Genomic DNA, 15,241 nt, shown 5'->3' on the forward strand with positions numbered 1-15,241 from the left:
GCGCAACACATACTGGTGGGCAAAGGTCACGGGTGTGCCGTTGCCCTGGACATCCGGCACGATCTGCACCATCTGGCGCTTCACGCTGTCACCGCGATAACGGGTGATGTGGTTCCAGATCACCTCCAGCCCATTCTTGGGAATCGGAAACGGATAGGCCTTGGTGAAGTGCTCCAGGCCGTTACCGCCGGCAACCAGGGTGGTGTTCAGGGCGTTCTTGCGGGCCGCCTCGACGATGCCCGGCGGTACGTTGGCGCTGCGGTGAGTGGGGTAGACGTTCATCCGGTAATCGGGGTAGCGCTTGAACATCGCGACCTGGCCCGGGGTCAGGCGGCTTTTGTACTGCTCGACGTTCTGCGGGGTAATGCTGAACAGCGCTTGCTCGCCGCCATAGGGGTCGGCGAGAAAACCGGCGCTGTCGAGCGCCCCGGCATTCTTCGCCAGGCCGCCGGTCCAGGCCGGGATCGTGCCGTCGGCATTGCCGGCGCGCTCGGCGCCCACCGGGGTCAGCGTGGTCTCGAGCTTGGCCGCCTCTTCGGGCGACACTGCGGCCATGGCCGACGTGCAAAGCAGCAGCGACAACGCACTGCCGTGAAAAACCGACTTCGAAATGTTCATCGCACCCTGTCCTGTTCGATTGCTGATTGCAGGTTCAAAAGCTCACGCCGAAGCTGAGGGCGACGAAGTCGCGATCAGTCGAAGTGTTGTAGGAGCCACCGAAGAAATCGGTGTAGGAAAGACTCGCCGAGTAGGTATTGCGAAGGTCGGCGTCCAGGGCGAGGCTGATGGCCTTGCTGCCTTGGTTGAAGTTGGGGCCGTAGCCTTGCACGTCATGGGACCAGGACAGGCTGGGCTTGAGGTTCACCCCGGCGATCACGTTCTGATAGTCGAGGATGGCGCGGCCGCGATAACCCCAGGAGTTGGCGGTGTAGAAGCCCTTGTTGTTGCAGTTCTGCGGGTTGACCGGGTTGGCCATCAGCGCGCAATTGCGGTTATCGGGCAGTTCGCCGTTGCCGAAGATACTGTCCCGGCCGAAGCGCAAGGCGTTGCTGTTGATATCCCCCAGATGGTTGTAGCCGATCTCGGTAATCAGGCTCAGGCGCTCGGCGGCCCAGACCTGGTCGATGAAATGGGTGAGGGTGATTTGCGCCTGGGTCACGGGCTTGCGCACATACCCGTGGAAGCTTTCGCCTGGCACCGGCTGCGCAAAGCCGCTGGTGAAGATCGGCGCACCGAGATCGGCCGCCATCGGGCCGGCGAGCGCGGCAATGGTCACGTCGCTGCCGTTGAGTGACAGCGGCATGTTCGGCCGGTAGCTCAGTTCGCCGGAAACCGCAGTGGTGCCCAGGGTGGTGGCAAAGCTCAGGCCATAGAGGCGGATGTCTTCCGGGTACTCGATGAAGTACTCGGCGCTCGACGCCCTGGTCCCTGGCTTTACCGCGAAGGGGGCGGTGCCGACCGTACCGCCGAGAAAAGGCGCGCGGCTGTGGTAGTTCAGGGCATACAGGCCGAACTCGGTGTTGTTCAGCGCCTCGACCTGCCAGCGCAGGGCCATCCCGAACTGGCCACTGTTGCGCGCGTCGCGGTCGCCACCCCGGGTGAAGTGATACTGGCCATTGGGGTCCCAGGGGGGCGAGAACCCCATGCGGGTATTGCATCCATCGGCCATCACGTCGGAGCCGAAAAAGGTCCCGCAGTTGTCGACGACGGTCTGGTCCCATTCCAGTTGATAGAAAAATTCGGCAGAGAGGTTTTCGCTCAGCCCCTGGGACAGAAACAGCATGTTGACCGGAATCAGGCCTTCCTTGATTTCGGCTCCCGGGCGCCGGAAGGCAGCGACATCCGTCGGGTTGATCACGTTGATGCCATTGCCGATGAAGGTACTTTCCCCCCAACTGACCACCTGTTTGCCCAGGCGCGCATTGCCGGGCTGATCGGCGATGAAATAGTTGTGATAGACAAAGGCGTCCAGCAGCTGCGCGCCCGAGGACTTGGCGGCTTCCTTGCGATGCTCATCGCTGATCTGCACATAGCGCCGGCTCTCGTCCTTGAGCTCGAAGTCGTACCAGTACTTGCCCCGCAGGAATACTCCGCTGTCGCCGTAGCTGAGCTGCAGGTCGTGTACGCCCTTGAAGATCTTCGAGAAGGTTTCGCCCTTGCGAAAGTTCAGCCGGCCGTCGTCGGAGGATTGGCTTGAGGCGTGCCCTGCGTTCCACGTGCCGATGAAGGCCCGGTCCGGGTTGCGCAGTGCCCAGCTGGCGCCAATGGACAACGAAGAATCGAATTGCCCCTGGATCTCGCCGATGTCGAAGGTAGCGGCCTGGCCAGGTGCGCTGATGCTCAGTGCAAGCAGCGTTGGCAGGCCCAGTAAGCGGAATGGATCAAGCTGGAATTGGTGCGCCACAGAACTTCCCCATCGTTTTTTTTATTGGAGGCAGTACGTGTTGTCTGCCGGGCGATGCTGGTGGTGGAGAATCTTCTGGGAGCGTGTTAAGAGTGTCCAATGCAAAGATAGGGCTGGATTAATGCAGTGAACGACTTAATCGATCTGAAACGTGTGCGCCATCTGGTCTATCTGAGCGAGGAACTGCATTTTTCCCGCGCTGCGGCTCGGGCCAACCTGTCGCAGACGGCGTTCAGCCGCAGCATCCAGTCGCTGGAAGCGGACCTGGGCGTTCGGCTCTTCGATCGTGATACGCGCACGGTGATGCTCACCGCTGCCGGGCAGCAGTTGATCGGGCGTGCTCATGAGCTGCTCGGTTGCGCCAGGAAGCTGGTGGCGCAAGCCATTGATATTGCCGGAGCCGAAGGTGGGGAACTGCGCCTGGGCATCAACCCGATGGCGGCCACGCTCAACACCGTCGATATTCTCATCAGGTTGCGCAAACAGGTCCCCAGGCTGGTGCTCAATGTCCAGGTCGGGTACTGGAATCAGTTGTGCCACCTGCTGGAAACCGAGCAACTGGATTTCGTGGTCGCCAGCCTCAAGTCGGGCGAGGAAATCGACCCGCGCTTTTCCGTGACCCATCTGCCGCCTCAGCCGGCCTCGGTGTTCTGTCGCCGCGATCACCCGCTGGCCCGCCAGGCAGGCCCGATTGCCCGTGCCCAGATCCTCGACTACCAGTGGAGTGGCGTTTCGCCGTCCAACGAAGCTTCGCTGTATGCCCTGTTCGATCTGGCACCTGGCACCTTGCTGCCCTGGACCCTGAGCTCCAACGATCTGAACCTGTTGCGCGAAACCACCCTGAGCAGCGACTCGTTGCTCCTGACCTGGCGCTCGTGGCTCGACCAGGACCTGCACAACGGGCTGCTGGTGGACCTGGCACCGTTCATACAGCCGCCCTGGCCGGCGGATGTGCTGACCATCCGCTACGCCGTGGTGACCCATGCCGGACGCACGCTTTCACCGATTGCCCAGCAAGCCGTGGACATGATCGTCAGCGAAGCCCCGGGGAGTGCCGGGCTGTCGACATTCCCGGGTGCTTGAACCGCGGGTGCCGGGGGGGCTCAACCGGCCGCCGCAAAGGTCTGTACGAAAACTCGCCGAGCAAAGATCAGGCGGGGCAAAAGCAGGCGAGGAAGCCGAGTCCAGTGGCCTGAATGAGCATACCGAGCCTGTCTTCAACGCAGTCTGATCGAAGCGCAGGTAGTTTTCGTACAGAGCCTAAGGTTGCGCCAGGTGCCTTTGGCGACATGCGCTGGGGCTCTGGCCGAACCAGCGGTAACAGGCGCGGGTCAGCGAGCTGGGGTCGCCGTAGCCCAACAGGAACGCCACTTCGGTCAGGGCAATCTGCGGGTGGGGCAGCAGCGACTCAAGGCGCTTGCGGCGCAAGTCATCGATGATTTCCTCCACGCGCAAGCCTTGGGCAAGCAGGCGGCGCTGGAGCATATGCCGGGGCATGCCCAGTTGTCCGGCCAGGACCGGCAGCGTGCAGTTGCCCGTCACCAGCAGGCGTTCCACCAGTATTTCCACCTGGCGCCCCAGGTCCAGGGGGTGGCTCTGGATCAGGCGGCGGACAATGCGCTCGGTGGTCTCAAGCATTGCCGGGCTGGCGCTGGCCAGCGGGGTACTGAGCAAGCTGGCGGGAAAGAGCAGGGCGTTTTCAGCCTGGTTGATGCGTACCCGGCAGCCATACAGGGCGCGATAGGCCTTGGCGTCGAGGGGGCTGTCATGCCTGAAATTGATTTGCCATTGCTTGCCGGTGTGGTGGGTAACCCGGCGCAGGAAAGCCAGGGCAAGGCCATGGACCAGCTCGCTCAATTGCCGGTCGCCCAGCCTGCTTACACTCAGGTCATGCTGCAGGTGCCAGGCGGCATATTGGCCCTCGACGCTCAGGCGCAGGTTCAGCCCGGGGGAGTGGTAGGGCATGTAGCGAGCGACCCGTTCCAGGGCATCGGCCAGGTCGCTGGCGTGGAGCACGATGAGGGCCAGCGGCCCGAGGATGGAGACGTCCTGCAGGTTCGCCAGGCGAGCGCCGAAATCCGCCAGCGACAAGGTCTGCGAGGTGATCTCCAGCAACTGCGCGACCTTCTCCAGGGGCAGGCTGAAGTGGGCGTCGTCGAGCTGGGCCTGGGTCATTCCGACACGGGCCAGCAGGGCCTGGGCGTCACCGCCATGCTCGCTGACCAGTCGGGTGAAGCCGGTCAGGGCAGGGGCCCTGACAAACAAGGGGGGACGGTTCATTTTGTTCCCGAATGCCAAATTCTTGTTATCAAATGCCAAGTAACCTAATTCGCCTCATGCCAGCATCTCAAGTCAAGAAAATTCATGATTGGAGGTCTTGGAAATGCTTTGCGACTATCAGGACGTTCTGCAGATCGAGGCGGGTCCTCAGCCCTTTGCCGATATCAACAACACCTATGCGTTGATCGAACGCAGCGCGAGCCAATGGCCACAGGCCCCGGCACTGAGCTTCTTTCTGCGGGTCGAGGATCATGCGCGGCCGGTGCGCTGGACATACGCCCAACTGCTGGCGGACATCACTCGCGCAGCCAACCTGTTCGAGCGCTTGGGGGTACGGCGGGGCGACGTGGTTGCGCTGATCCTGCCGAACTTGCCGCAAACCCATATCGCCATGTGGGGTGCGCAGACCGCGGGTATCGCCTTTGCGGTCAACGTCTTGCTGGACGGCACGCAGATGGCCGAGCTGCTGGCGACGGCCAAGGTCCGCTGGATAGTCACGGTAGGCCCCGAGCCGGATGCGCAGATCTGGCAGCGGGTCGAGGGCGCGATTGCCCGCTTGCCCGGCCTGCAAGGCGTATTGGCTGTCGACCCGATGCGGCACCTGCCGGGCCATGGGCAGAGCGCGCCGCTGCCTGCTGAAGTGGCCGGGGTGCCGGTCCTGGATTTCTTCGCCGAACTGGCCCTCGAGTCAGGCGAGCGCCTGCGGTTTGCCCCGCCGGGCCTGAACGACGTGGCAGCCTACTATTGCACCGGCGGCACCACCGGCTTGCCGAAAATTGCCCGTCACAGCCAGCGCAATGAAGTGATCTTCTGCGGGCAACTGGATACGGTGATCGGCGCGCCGGTCCTGCGGCCAGGACGCACCGTGCTGACCGCGTTGCCGCTGTTTCACGTCAATGCGCTGATCGGTTGTGGCCTGGCGGTATTTGCCCAGGGCGGTCATGTGCTGCTGGCACCACCGGCGGGGTTTCGCACATCGGGATTCATGCCGCGGTTCTGGGAGATAGTCGAAACCCATCAGGTCAGCAGCTATTCAGCTGTGCCCACGGTCTACGCCGGCCTGTTGCAGGTGCCCTGCGCGGGGCATGACACAAGCTCGCTGACGGTGGCGATCTGCGGCGCGGCGCCGATGCCCAGGGACTTGCTGCGCAAGTTCGAGCAACAGACAGGCCAGCGCATTCTCGAGGGCTATGGCTTGACCGAGGGCACTTGCGCGTCGTCGGTCAATCCGGCGCGCGGTGAGTCGCGCATTGGCTCAGTCGGCCTGCGCCTACCCTGGCAGGACATGCGGGTGATGATCCTCGATGAGCGAGGTGCCTGGTTGCGTGATGCGCAAGTCGATGAGGTGGGGGCGATCTGCATCAGCGGTCCCAATGTCTTCATCGGCTATCTGGACAGCGCCCATGATCAGGGAGCGTGGTTCGATACTGTCGCCCTCGACGGTGTGTCCGAGCAGCGCTGGTTCAACACCGGGGACCTTGGGCGCTGCGATGCCGAAGGTTACTTCTGGCTCACCGGGCGCAAGAAGGAACTGATCATCCGCGGGGGGCACAACATTGAGCCCAAATACATCGAGGAGGTGCTGGCCACGCACCCCGATGTGGCGTTGTGTGCAGCAGTGGGCCGGCCCGACGCGCATGCCGGGGAAGTACCGGTGGCCTATGTGCAGGTGCGCGCCGGGAGTGCCATCAGCAGCGCCCAGTTGCTGGACTACGCGACGCGGCATATCAGCGAGCGCGCAGCGGTGCCCAAGGCGATCATCCTGGCCGACGCGTTACCCGTCACCGGAGTGGGCAAGATTTTCAAGCCCGCGCTGGTCATGGCTGAAATCGAGACAGTCATACGCCAGGAAGCCGCCTTGCTGGCCATCGAGCTGCAAGAGGTGAGGGTGGTGCAGAGCGCCAGGCAAGGCCTGGTGGCGAGCTATCGCTGCACAGATGAAACCTCGCGACTGGCCGAGGCTCTGAGCCGCTACACCTTTGTCAGTGAGCGAAGCTGAGCCTGGGCTCCAGGCCGCGGGCCCGAGTGCTTGCGATGCAGCGCCGGTGTTGTGAAGTTGCACGCTTCGCATGCTCGCGCGCTGCCTCGCTTTTTCTTATCCAGCGAGCACATTTTTAATATTTTTCCTTCGCAGGCGTCTGTCGCACCATCTGTGGCATCCGACTTACCCCCGGGTTCTGAACAGCGTGCGCCCAGCCTTCCGGCCGGCGCCATTCGTCTCGCAGAAGGACACAGACATGACCGTAGAACAACCCATACAAGTGGACACCCTGGTGGTGGGCGCAGGCCAGGCCGGCGTGGCCATGAGCGAGCACCTGAGCAAGCTCGGGGTGCCGCACCTGGTGCTGGAGCGCAGCCGGGTGGCCGAGGCCTGGCGCACCGGGCGCTGGGATTCCCTGGTGGCCAACGGGCCGGCCTGGCACGACCGCTTTCCCGGGATGGAATTCGATGTCGCCGCCGATGCCTTCCCGGCCAAGGACCAGGTGGCGGACTATTTCGAAGCCTATGCGCGCAAGTTCAATGCGCCGATCCGCACCGGCGTGGAAGTGCGCAAGGTACTGCGCAATGTCGGCCGCCCGGGCTTCACCGTGGAAACCTCCGAGGGGCTGATCCAGGCCCAACGGGTGGTGGCCGCCACCGGGCCGTTCCAGCGTCCGGTGATCCCGCCGATTGCCCCGGCCAATGACCGGCTGACGCAGATCCACTCCGCCGAATACCGCAACCCGCAGCAACTGCCCGAGGGCGCGGTGCTGGTGGTGGGCGCGGGGTCGTCCGGGGTGCAGATCGCCGATGAGCTGCAGCGCGCGGGGCGCCGGGTCTACCTGTCGGTGGGGGCCCACGACCGGCCGCCGCGCTCCTATCGCAACCGGGATTTCTGCTGGTGGCTCGGGGTGCTGGGAGAGTGGGACGCCGAGATCGCCAAGCCGGGGCGCGAGCACGTGACCATTGCCGTCAGCGGCGCCCGCGGCGGCCAGACCATCGACTTCCGCGCCCTGGCGCACCAGGGCATCACCCTGGTGGGGCTGACCAAGGCCTTTGCCGGCGAGCACGTGACCTTCCAGGCCGACCTGCTGGACAACCTGGCCCGGGGCGACGAGAACTACCTGGCATTGCTGGACGCGGCGGATGCCTACATCGCCCGCAACGGCCTCGACCTGCCCCTGGAGCCCGAAGCCCGCCGGCGCCTGCCGGACCCGGACTGCGTCAAGCAGCCGATTCTCGAACTCGACCTGCAACAGGCCGGCATCACCTCGATCATCTGGGCCACCGGCTACGCCGTGGACTTTTCCTGGCTGCAGGTCGACACCTTCAGCGAACAGGGCAAGCCCCTGCACCAGCGCGGCGTGTCCCGCGAGCCGGGGGTCTACTTCCTCGGCCTGCCCTGGCTGTCGCGCCGTGGCTCGTCGTTTATCTGGGGGGTGTGGCACGACGCCAAGCATGTCGCCGACCACATCGCCACCCAGCGCAAGTACCAGGCCTACAGCGATGCCCGGCCGCCGGCGGCTACCGCCGAAGCACCGGCCCTCAACCTCAGCCCCGTGGGAGCCCACTGATGCCTACTCATACTCGCATCCGCATGTTCAACACCAAGGACACCTACCCCAACCAGTCCCTGGACAACGACCTGTGCCAGGCCGTGCGCGCCGGCAACACGGTGTATGTGCGCGGCCAGGTCGGCACCGACTTCGACGGCCGGCTGGTCGGCCTCGGCGACCCGCGGGCCCAGGCCGAGCAGGCGATGAAAAACGTCAAGCAACTGCTGGAAGAGGCCGGCAGCGATCTGAGCCACATCGTCAAGACCACCACCTACCTCACCGACCCGCGCTATCGCGAGCCGGTGTACCAGGAGGTGGGCAAGTGGCTCAAGGGGGTGTTCCCGATCTCCACCGGGCTGGTGGTCTCGGCCCTCGGCCAGCCGCAGTGGCTGATGGAGATCGACGTGATCGCGGTGATCCCCGAGTGAGGGGGTTGCCGAAGGTTCCGGCGGCCTTGTGCCGCGCTTGCCACAAGGCCCTGTGGGCCAGGGAGTTTGCATGACTTTTTCCATCGTTGGACGCTGCGCCGAAACCGGCCAGCTGGGCATCGCCATCAGTTCTTCCAGCATCGCCGTGGGCGCACGCTGCCCCTGGGTGCGGGCCGGAGTGGGCGCGGTGGCGACCCAGAACGTCACCTTGCCGGCCCTGGGCCCGCAGATCCTCGACCTGCTGGAGGGCCAGAAGCTCGACCCGGCCAGCGCCCTGGATCGGGCCCTGGGCAGCAACGGCTGGAGCCAGTATCGCCAGGTCACGGTGATCGACAGCCAGGGCCGCACCGCGTTGTTCAGCGGCCAGCAAGCCCTGGGCCAGCACAACGCGGTGGCGGGGGAGCAGTGCGTGGCGGCCGGCAACCTGCTGGCAGGCCCGCAGGTGATCGAGGCCATGGTCCAGGCCTTTGAAAACACCCCGGGCATGCTGGTGGAGCGCCTGCTGGCGGCGATGCAGGCAGCGATGGCGGCGGGGGGCGAGGCGGGGCCGGTGCATTCGGCGGCGCTGAGCGTGGTGGACGACCTGACCTGGCCCATCGTCGACTTGCGGGTGGACTGGGCCGACGCCGACCCCATCGGCCAGCTCGCCGGCCTGTGGCAGGCCTACCGGCCGCAGATGCAGGACTACCTGACCCGCGCCCTGGACCCGACGGCGGCGCCCAGCTACGGAGTGCCGGGCAATGAGTGAACAATCGAGCCGCGAGTTGTTGGCGCGGCTGGTGGGCTTTGCCACGGTCAGCCGCGACTCCAACCTGGAGCTGATCGGCTTCATCCGCGATTACCTGGCCAGCCATGGCGTGCACAGCGAGCTGATCTACAACCCGGAGCGGACCAAGGCCAACCTGTTTGCCAGCATCGGCCCCGAGGATCGTGGCGGTGTGGTGCTGTCCGGCCACACCGACGTGGTGCCGGTGGACGGCCAGGCCTGGAGCGTCGAGCCCTTTGTCCTCAGCGAGCGCGAAGGGCGCCTGTACGGCCGCGGTACCGCCGACATGAAAGGCTTTATTGCCTCGGTGCTGGCTGCGGTGCCGGGCTTGACCCGGCGCCGCTTGCGGCTGCCGGTGCACCTGGCCTTTTCCTATGACGAGGAGGTGGGGTGCCTGGGGGTGCGGCCGATGCTTGAACGAATGCAGCAGCGGCCGCACAAACCGCTGCTGTGCCTGATCGGCGAGCCCACCGAGCTGCGCCCGGTGCTCGGCCACAAGGGCAAGCTGGCCATGCGTTGCCAGGTGCGCGGCGCGGCCTGCCATTCCGCCTATGCGCCCTATGGGGTCAATGCCATCGAATACGCGGCGCGGCTGATCGGCAAGCTGGGGGAGATCGGCAGCCGCTTGGCGCAACCCGAGCACCACGACCCACGTTTCGATCCGCCGTTCTCCACGGTGCAGACGGGCACCATCCAGGGCGGTCGCGCCCTGAACATTGTGCCGGCCGAGTGCCAGTTCGATTTCGAGGTGCGCACCCTGCCGGGCTATGACGCCCAGGCAGTGGTGGACCAGTTGCAAGGCTATGCCCGGGAACAGCTGCTGCCGCAGATGCAGGCGGTGCAGGCCGACACCGGGATCGCCCTGCAACCTCTGAGTGCCTACCCGGGGTTGGCCACCGCTGCCGACAGCGAGGCCGCCGAACTGCTGGCGCTGCTCAGCGGCTCGCGGGAGTTCGGCACCGTGGCTTTCGGCACCGAGGGCGGGCTGTTCCACCAGGCCGGGATTCCCACGGTGGTCTGCGGCCCGGGCAGCATGGACCAGGGCCACAAGCCGGACGAGTTCATCAGCCTTGAGCAACTGCACGCCTGCGACGCCCTGTTGTTGCGCCTGGGCGACTGGCTGGAGCACCCGGCCTGAACCGGATGTGCTCAACCCAGGCTCCCTCGCCGTGGGACAGTGCCCATTCGCCGCCATCCGGACCTCCGGATGGCGGCGTTTTGCGTGGGGCGCCAGGCCGTCTGGTTGCAGAGCTTTTTCATGGGACTCGAACATATTTTTAGTATTTTTCCTCCGGCCCGCTGTGACGCACCATCGCTCTGGACCCAATAACCAGCAGGCCGTCGCAACGGCCGATGAGGGAGTGCAGCGTGTTCGATCTCGGTTACTGGCAGCAGCGGGCTGCCCGACAAACATTCATTGACCAGGCGCTGATCGGCGGCCAGCGGTTGTCCGCCGAATCCGGCGCTACCTTCGATGCCATCAACCCGGCCACCCGCCAGGTGCTGGCCCGGGTCAGCGCCTGTGGCGCAGCCGAGGTGGACCTGGCGGTGGCCGCCGCGCGCCGGGCCTTCGAGCACGGGCCCTGGGCGCGCATGGCCCCGGTGGAGCGCAAGAAGGTCCTGCTGCGCCTGGCCGAGCTGATGCTGGCCCACCGCGAGGAACTGGCCCTGCTGGACAGCCTGAACATGGGCAAGCCGGTGATGGACGCCTGGAACATCGACGTGCCCGGCGCGGCCAATGTCTTCGCCTGGTACGCCGAAAGCATCGACAAGCTCTACGATCAGGTGGCTCCCGGCGCCCGCAACAGCCACGCCAGCATCAGCCGCGTGCCCCTGGGGGTGATCGGCGCGGTGGTGCCCTGGAACTTCCCCCTGGACATGGCCGCCTGGAAGCTGGCGCCGGCCCTGGCGGTGGGCAACTCGGTGGTGCTCAAGCCCGCCGAGCAGTCGCCGTTCTCGGCGCTGCGCCTGGCCGAACTGGCCCTGGAGGCCGGTTTGCCGGAAGGCGTGCTCAACGTGGTGCCGGGCCTGGGCAGCGAAGCCGGACGGGCCCTGGGACTGCACCCGGACGTGGATTGCCTGGTGTTCACCGGCTCCACCGAGGTGGGCAAGTTCTTCATGCAGTATTCGGCGCAGTCCAACCTCAAGCAGGTCTGGCTCGAATGCGGAGGCAAGAGCCCGAACCTGGTGTTCGACGACTGCCAGGACCTGGACCTGGCCGCAGAGAAGGCCGCCTTCGGCATCTTCTTCAACCAGGGCGAGGTGTGTTCCGCCAACTCGCGGCTGCTGGTGCAGCGCAGCATCCATGAACAGTTTGTGGAACGCCTCAAGGCCAAGGCCCGGGACTGGCGGCCGGGCAACCCGCTGGACCCGGCCAGCCGTGCCGGGGCCATGGTCGACGCGCGCCAGACTGCCAGCGTCATGGGGCATATCGCGGCGGCCCTGGAGCAGGGCGCGCAACTGGCCTGTGGCGGCCGGCAACTGAGCATCGATGGCAGCGACAACTACATCGAGCCGACCATCCTCACCGGCGTGGGCCCGGCGATGGCCATCGCCCGGGAAGAAGTGTTCGGCCCGGTGCTGGCGGTGACGCCGTTCGACGACGAGGAGCAGGCCATTGCACTGGCCAATGACAGCGTCTACGGCCTGGCCGCCTCGCTGTGGAGCGACGACCTCAACCGCGCCCACCGGGTCGCCGGGCGCTTGCGGGCCGGCACGGTGTCGGTCAATACCGTGGATGCCCTGGACGTCACCGTGCCGTTTGGCGGTGGCCGGCAGTCGGGGTTCGGTCGCGACCTGTCGCTGCATGCCTTCGACAAGTACACCCAACTGAAAACCACCTGGTTCCAGCTGCGCTGAGCGCTGTGAACCCTCTGCGGCGCCGGGCTGGCGCCGCTGCACCTGCCGCCCCGGCGGCAGGCCCACAACAACAATAAGAACGGAGTGCGTGCCATGACTGCAAATCTCTCCACGGGGGCCTTGAGCCCCACCAACAAGGGCGGCCTGCGCCGGGTCCTGGGCCTGGGTTCACTGGTCTCGGTGGCTGTCGGCCTGGTGGTGTCCCAGGGGGTGATGGTGCTGATGCTGCAAGGGGCGGGGATGGCCGGGCTGGGCTTCTTCATCCCGCTGCTGCTGGCCTACCTGCTGGCCCTGACCTATGCCCTGTCGTTTTCCGAACTGGCGCTGATGGTGCCCCGGGCCGGCAGCCTGAGCAGCTACACCGAGGTGGCCATCGGGCATTTTCCGGCGATCCTCGCGACCTTCTCCGGCTACATGGTGGTGGCGATGTTCGCCCTGTCCGCCGAGCTGCTGCTTCTGGACCTGATCATCGGCAAGGTCTACCCCGGCGCGTTGCCGCCGATGCTGGTGGCCTATGGGGTACTCGGGGTGTTCACCTTGCTCAACCTGTTTGGCATCGACGTCTTCGCCAAGCTGCAGACGGTGCTGGCGGTGGTGATGGTGGTGATCCTGCTGACCCTGGGCCTGGGCGCCGTGAGCAGTGCCCAGGCCGACCTGCAACTGCCCCTGGACCAGGGCTGGAACCCCTTGCAAGTCGGCGCCCTGGCGCTGGCGGCCATGGCCATCTGGGGCTTTGTCGGTGCCGAGTTCGTCTGCCCGCTGGTGGAGGAAACCCGCAACCCGGAGCGCAATATCCCGCGTTCGATGATCATCGGCCTGAGCGTGATCTTCCTGGTGATTACCCTCTATTGCCTGGGTGCCTTGCTCTGTGTGCCGCGGGCGCAACTGGCCAGCGATCCGCTGCCGCATTTCCTGTTCGCCACCACGGTGTTCGGCGAGGCCGGCAAGCTGTTCCTGGTGGGGGCGGTGATCACTGCCACCTGCAGCACGGTCAACTCGTCCCTGGCGGCGCTGCCGCGGATGCTCTATGGCATGGCCCAGAACGGCCAGGCCTTTCCCCAGTTCAAGCGCTTGAGCCCCCGTGGCCGTACGCCCTGGGTGGCGGTGCTGTTCGTGGCGGCGCTGACCGGGCTGCCGATCCTGCTGCTGGGCCAGGACCCGGATTCCATCAGCCTGCTGCTGTTGGCCGCCGCCCTGGCGTGGCTGCTGGCCTATATCGTCGTGCACATCGACGTGATTGCCCTGCGCCGCCGCTACCCCGATGCGCCACGGCCGTTCCGCTCGCCGTTCTACCCCTGGCCCCAGGTGCTGGGTATCGTCGGCATGCTGTTTGCGATCTACCACGTTTCCCCATCCCCCGAGATGACCGCGCGGATCTTCGGCAGTGCCGGCGTGGTGCTGGGGGTGATTTCGCTGATCGCCGTGGTCTGGATCAAGCTGGTGATGCGCAAGCCGCTGTTCGTTCCCGAACCGCTGCTGCCCGGCGAACCGACCCTGGCAACCCAACCTTCCCTTGAACCCGCCTACCGTGCAGGAGAATGACCATGAGCACCTCCAACCAACAGCCGCAGCCGGCCGCGCCCCGCAGCACCCAGGACTACCAGGCCGCCGACGCCGCGCACCATATCCATGCCTTCCTCGACCAGAAGGCGCTGAACGCCGAGGGCCCGCGGGTGATCGTCCGCGGTGAGGGCCTGCACCTGTGGGACAACGACGGCAAGCGCTACCTGGACGGCATGTCCGGCCTGTGGTGCACCAACCTGGGCTATGGCCGCAAGGACCTGGCCGCTGCCGCCAGCGCCCAGCTGGAGCAATTGCCGTACTACAACATGTTCTTCCACACCACCCACCCGGCGGTGGTGGAGCTGTCCGAGTTGCTGTTCAGCCTGCTGCCCGGGCACTACAGCCACGCCATCTACACCAACTCCGGTTCCGAGGCCAACGAGGTGCTGATCCGCAGCGTGCGCCGCTACTGGCAGATCCTCGGCCAGCCGCAGAAGAAGGTGATGATCGGCCGCTGGAATGGCTACCACGGCTCGACCCTGGCAGCCACGGCCCTGGGCGGGATGAAGTTCATGCATGACATGGGCGGGTTGATCCCGGACGTGGCGCACATCGACGAACCCTACTGGTTCGCCCACGAAGGCAACCTGACACCCGCCGAGTTCGGCCTGCGCTGCGCCCGCCAACTGGAGCAGAAGATCCTCGAACTGGGGGCCGAGAATGTCGCCGGTTTCATCGCCGAGCCGTTCCAGGGCGCGGGCGGCATGATCTTCCCGCCGGAAAGCTACTGGCCCGAGATCCAGCGCATCTGCCGCCAGTACGACGTGCTGCTGTGTGCCGACGAAGTGATCGGTGGTTTCGGCCGTACCGGGGAGTGGTTCGCCCACCAGCACTTCGGTTTCGAGCCCGATACCCTGTCCATCGCCAAGGGCCTGACCTCGGGCTACATCCCCATGGGCGGCCTGGTGCTGAGCAAGCGCATTGCCCAGGTGCTGGTGGAGCAGGGCGGGGTGTTCGCTCACGGCCTGACCTACTCCGGGCACCCGGTAGCGGCCGCCGTGGCCATCGCCAACCTCAAGGCCCTGCGCGATGAAGGGGTGGTGAGCCAGGTCAAGAACGATACCGGCCCCTACCTGCAGCAATGCCTGCGTGAAGTGTTCGGCAACCATCCGTTGATCGGCGAGATCCAGGGCACCGGGCTGGTGGCGGCGTTGCAGTTCGCCGAGGACAAGGCCAGCCGCAAGCGTTTCGCCAACGAGAACGACATCGCCTGGCGCTGCCGCACCCTGGGCTTCGAAGAGGGGGTGATCATTCGCTCGACCTTCGGGCGGATGATCATGGCCCCGGCCCTGGTGGCCAGCCGTGGCGACATTGACGAGCTGGTGGACAAGACCCGCCGCGCAGTGGAACGCACCGCCGGGGAAATCGAGGCGGGCACCCTGCCCAAGGCCTGATCGGGGGAGCG

Annotated in this window: 12 protein-coding genes; 9 read left to right on the plus strand and 3 right to left on the minus strand. The window is 65.7% G+C overall.

Going from position 1 to position 15,241, the window contains the following annotated elements:
* Positions 1-618 (minus strand): DUF1329 domain-containing protein (locus BLX41_RS01555; protein WP_123723489.1); only part of this gene is annotated, 618 nt, incomplete at its 3' end.
* A gap of 34 nt (positions 619-652) precedes the next feature.
* Positions 653-2,404 carry a DUF1302 domain-containing protein gene (locus BLX41_RS01560; protein WP_123723490.1) on the minus strand — a complete coding sequence of 584 codons (1,752 nt, stop codon included), beginning with the start codon at positions 2,402-2,404 and terminating at the stop codon, positions 653-655.
* Positions 2,405-2,530: 126 nt separating this feature from the next.
* Between BLX41_RS01560 and BLX41_RS01565 the strand changes: the two genes are divergently transcribed.
* Positions 2,531-3,487, plus strand: coding sequence for a LysR family transcriptional regulator (locus BLX41_RS01565; protein ID WP_015635988.1), 957 nt, complete (start codon positions 2,531-2,533; stop codon positions 3,485-3,487).
* Between the two features lie 177 nt (positions 3,488-3,664).
* On the opposite strand, the gene BLX41_RS01575 is transcribed toward BLX41_RS01565, so the two are convergent.
* The gene (locus BLX41_RS01575; RefSeq protein WP_123723492.1) at positions 3,665-4,684 is read right to left on the minus strand and encodes an AraC family transcriptional regulator; all 1,020 of its coding nucleotides are present in this window, start codon (positions 4,682-4,684) and stop codon (positions 3,665-3,667) included.
* 103 nt (positions 4,685-4,787) lie between these two features.
* Here BLX41_RS01575 and BLX41_RS01580 point away from each other — a divergent pair, with 103 nt between their 5' ends.
* From BLX41_RS01580 to BLX41_RS01615, 8 genes are all read left to right on the plus strand, one after another.
* Entirely contained in the window at positions 4,788-6,683 is a 1,896-nt protein-coding gene (locus tag BLX41_RS01580; RefSeq protein ID WP_123723493.1) for an acyl-CoA synthetase, read from the plus strand.
* 238 nt (positions 6,684-6,921) lie between these two features.
* Positions 6,922-8,238 carry a flavin-containing monooxygenase gene (locus tag BLX41_RS01585; RefSeq protein ID WP_015635985.1) on the plus strand — a complete coding sequence of 439 codons (1,317 nt, stop codon included), beginning with the start codon at positions 6,922-6,924 and terminating at the stop codon, positions 8,236-8,238.
* On the plus strand, positions 8,238-8,648 hold the full coding sequence (locus tag BLX41_RS01590) for a RidA family protein (RefSeq protein WP_011061806.1): 411 nt from the start codon (positions 8,238-8,240) through the stop codon (positions 8,646-8,648). Before BLX41_RS01585 ends, BLX41_RS01590 begins: the two co-directional genes overlap by 1 nt.
* Positions 8,649-8,718: 70 nt before the next feature.
* Positions 8,719-9,396, plus strand: coding sequence for a DUF1028 domain-containing protein (locus BLX41_RS01595; protein ID WP_123723494.1), 678 nt, complete (start codon positions 8,719-8,721; stop codon positions 9,394-9,396).
* Entirely contained in the window at positions 9,389-10,552 is a 1,164-nt protein-coding gene (argE, locus tag BLX41_RS01600) for an acetylornithine deacetylase (protein ID WP_019094862.1), read from the plus strand. Before BLX41_RS01595 ends, argE begins: the two co-directional genes overlap by 8 nt.
* A 230-nt stretch (positions 10,553-10,782) precedes the next feature.
* Positions 10,783-12,273 (plus strand): aldehyde dehydrogenase, encoded by a 1,491-nt coding sequence (locus BLX41_RS01605; protein ID WP_123723495.1) that lies wholly within the window; start codon positions 10,783-10,785, stop codon positions 12,271-12,273.
* A 93-nt stretch (positions 12,274-12,366) separates the two neighbouring features.
* Positions 12,367-13,815: an APC family permease gene (locus tag BLX41_RS01610; protein ID WP_123723496.1), complete on the plus strand. Its 1,449-nt coding sequence runs from the start codon at positions 12,367-12,369 to the stop codon at positions 13,813-13,815.
* Positions 13,816-13,817: 2 nt separating this feature from the next.
* Positions 13,818-15,230 carry an aspartate aminotransferase family protein gene (locus tag BLX41_RS01615; RefSeq protein WP_123723497.1) on the plus strand — a complete coding sequence of 471 codons (1,413 nt, stop codon included), beginning with the start codon at positions 13,818-13,820 and terminating at the stop codon, positions 15,228-15,230.
* Positions 15,231-15,241: the final 11 nt, after the last annotated feature.

This window comes from Pseudomonas protegens, assembly GCF_003732485.1.
Lineage (GTDB): Bacteria > Pseudomonadota > Gammaproteobacteria > Pseudomonadales > Pseudomonadaceae > Aquipseudomonas > Aquipseudomonas protegens_B.

Excerpts from the sequence above, each read along its gene's own strand:
- BLX41_RS01590 (WP_011061806.1), top strand. The coding sequence starts at position 8,238 with ATGCCTACTCATACTCGCATCCGCATGTTCAACACCAAGGACACCTAC.
- BLX41_RS01595 (WP_123723494.1), top strand. The coding sequence starts at position 8,719 with ATGACTTTTTCCATCGTTGGACGCTGCGCCGAAACCGGCCAGCTGGGC.
- BLX41_RS01580 (WP_123723493.1), top strand. The coding sequence starts at position 4,788 with ATGCTTTGCGACTATCAGGACGTTCTGCAGATCGAGGCGGGTCCTCAG.
- BLX41_RS01610 (WP_123723496.1), top strand. The coding sequence starts at position 12,367 with ATGACTGCAAATCTCTCCACGGGGGCCTTGAGCCCCACCAACAAGGGC.
- argE (WP_019094862.1), top strand. The coding sequence starts at position 9,389 with ATGAGTGAACAATCGAGCCGCGAGTTGTTGGCGCGGCTGGTGGGCTTT.
- BLX41_RS01575 (WP_123723492.1), bottom strand. The coding sequence starts at position 4,684 with ATGAACCGTCCCCCCTTGTTTGTCAGGGCCCCTGCCCTGACCGGCTTC.
- BLX41_RS01615 (WP_123723497.1), top strand. The coding sequence starts at position 13,818 with ATGAGCACCTCCAACCAACAGCCGCAGCCGGCCGCGCCCCGCAGCACC.
- BLX41_RS01585 (WP_015635985.1), top strand. The coding sequence starts at position 6,922 with ATGACCGTAGAACAACCCATACAAGTGGACACCCTGGTGGTGGGCGCA.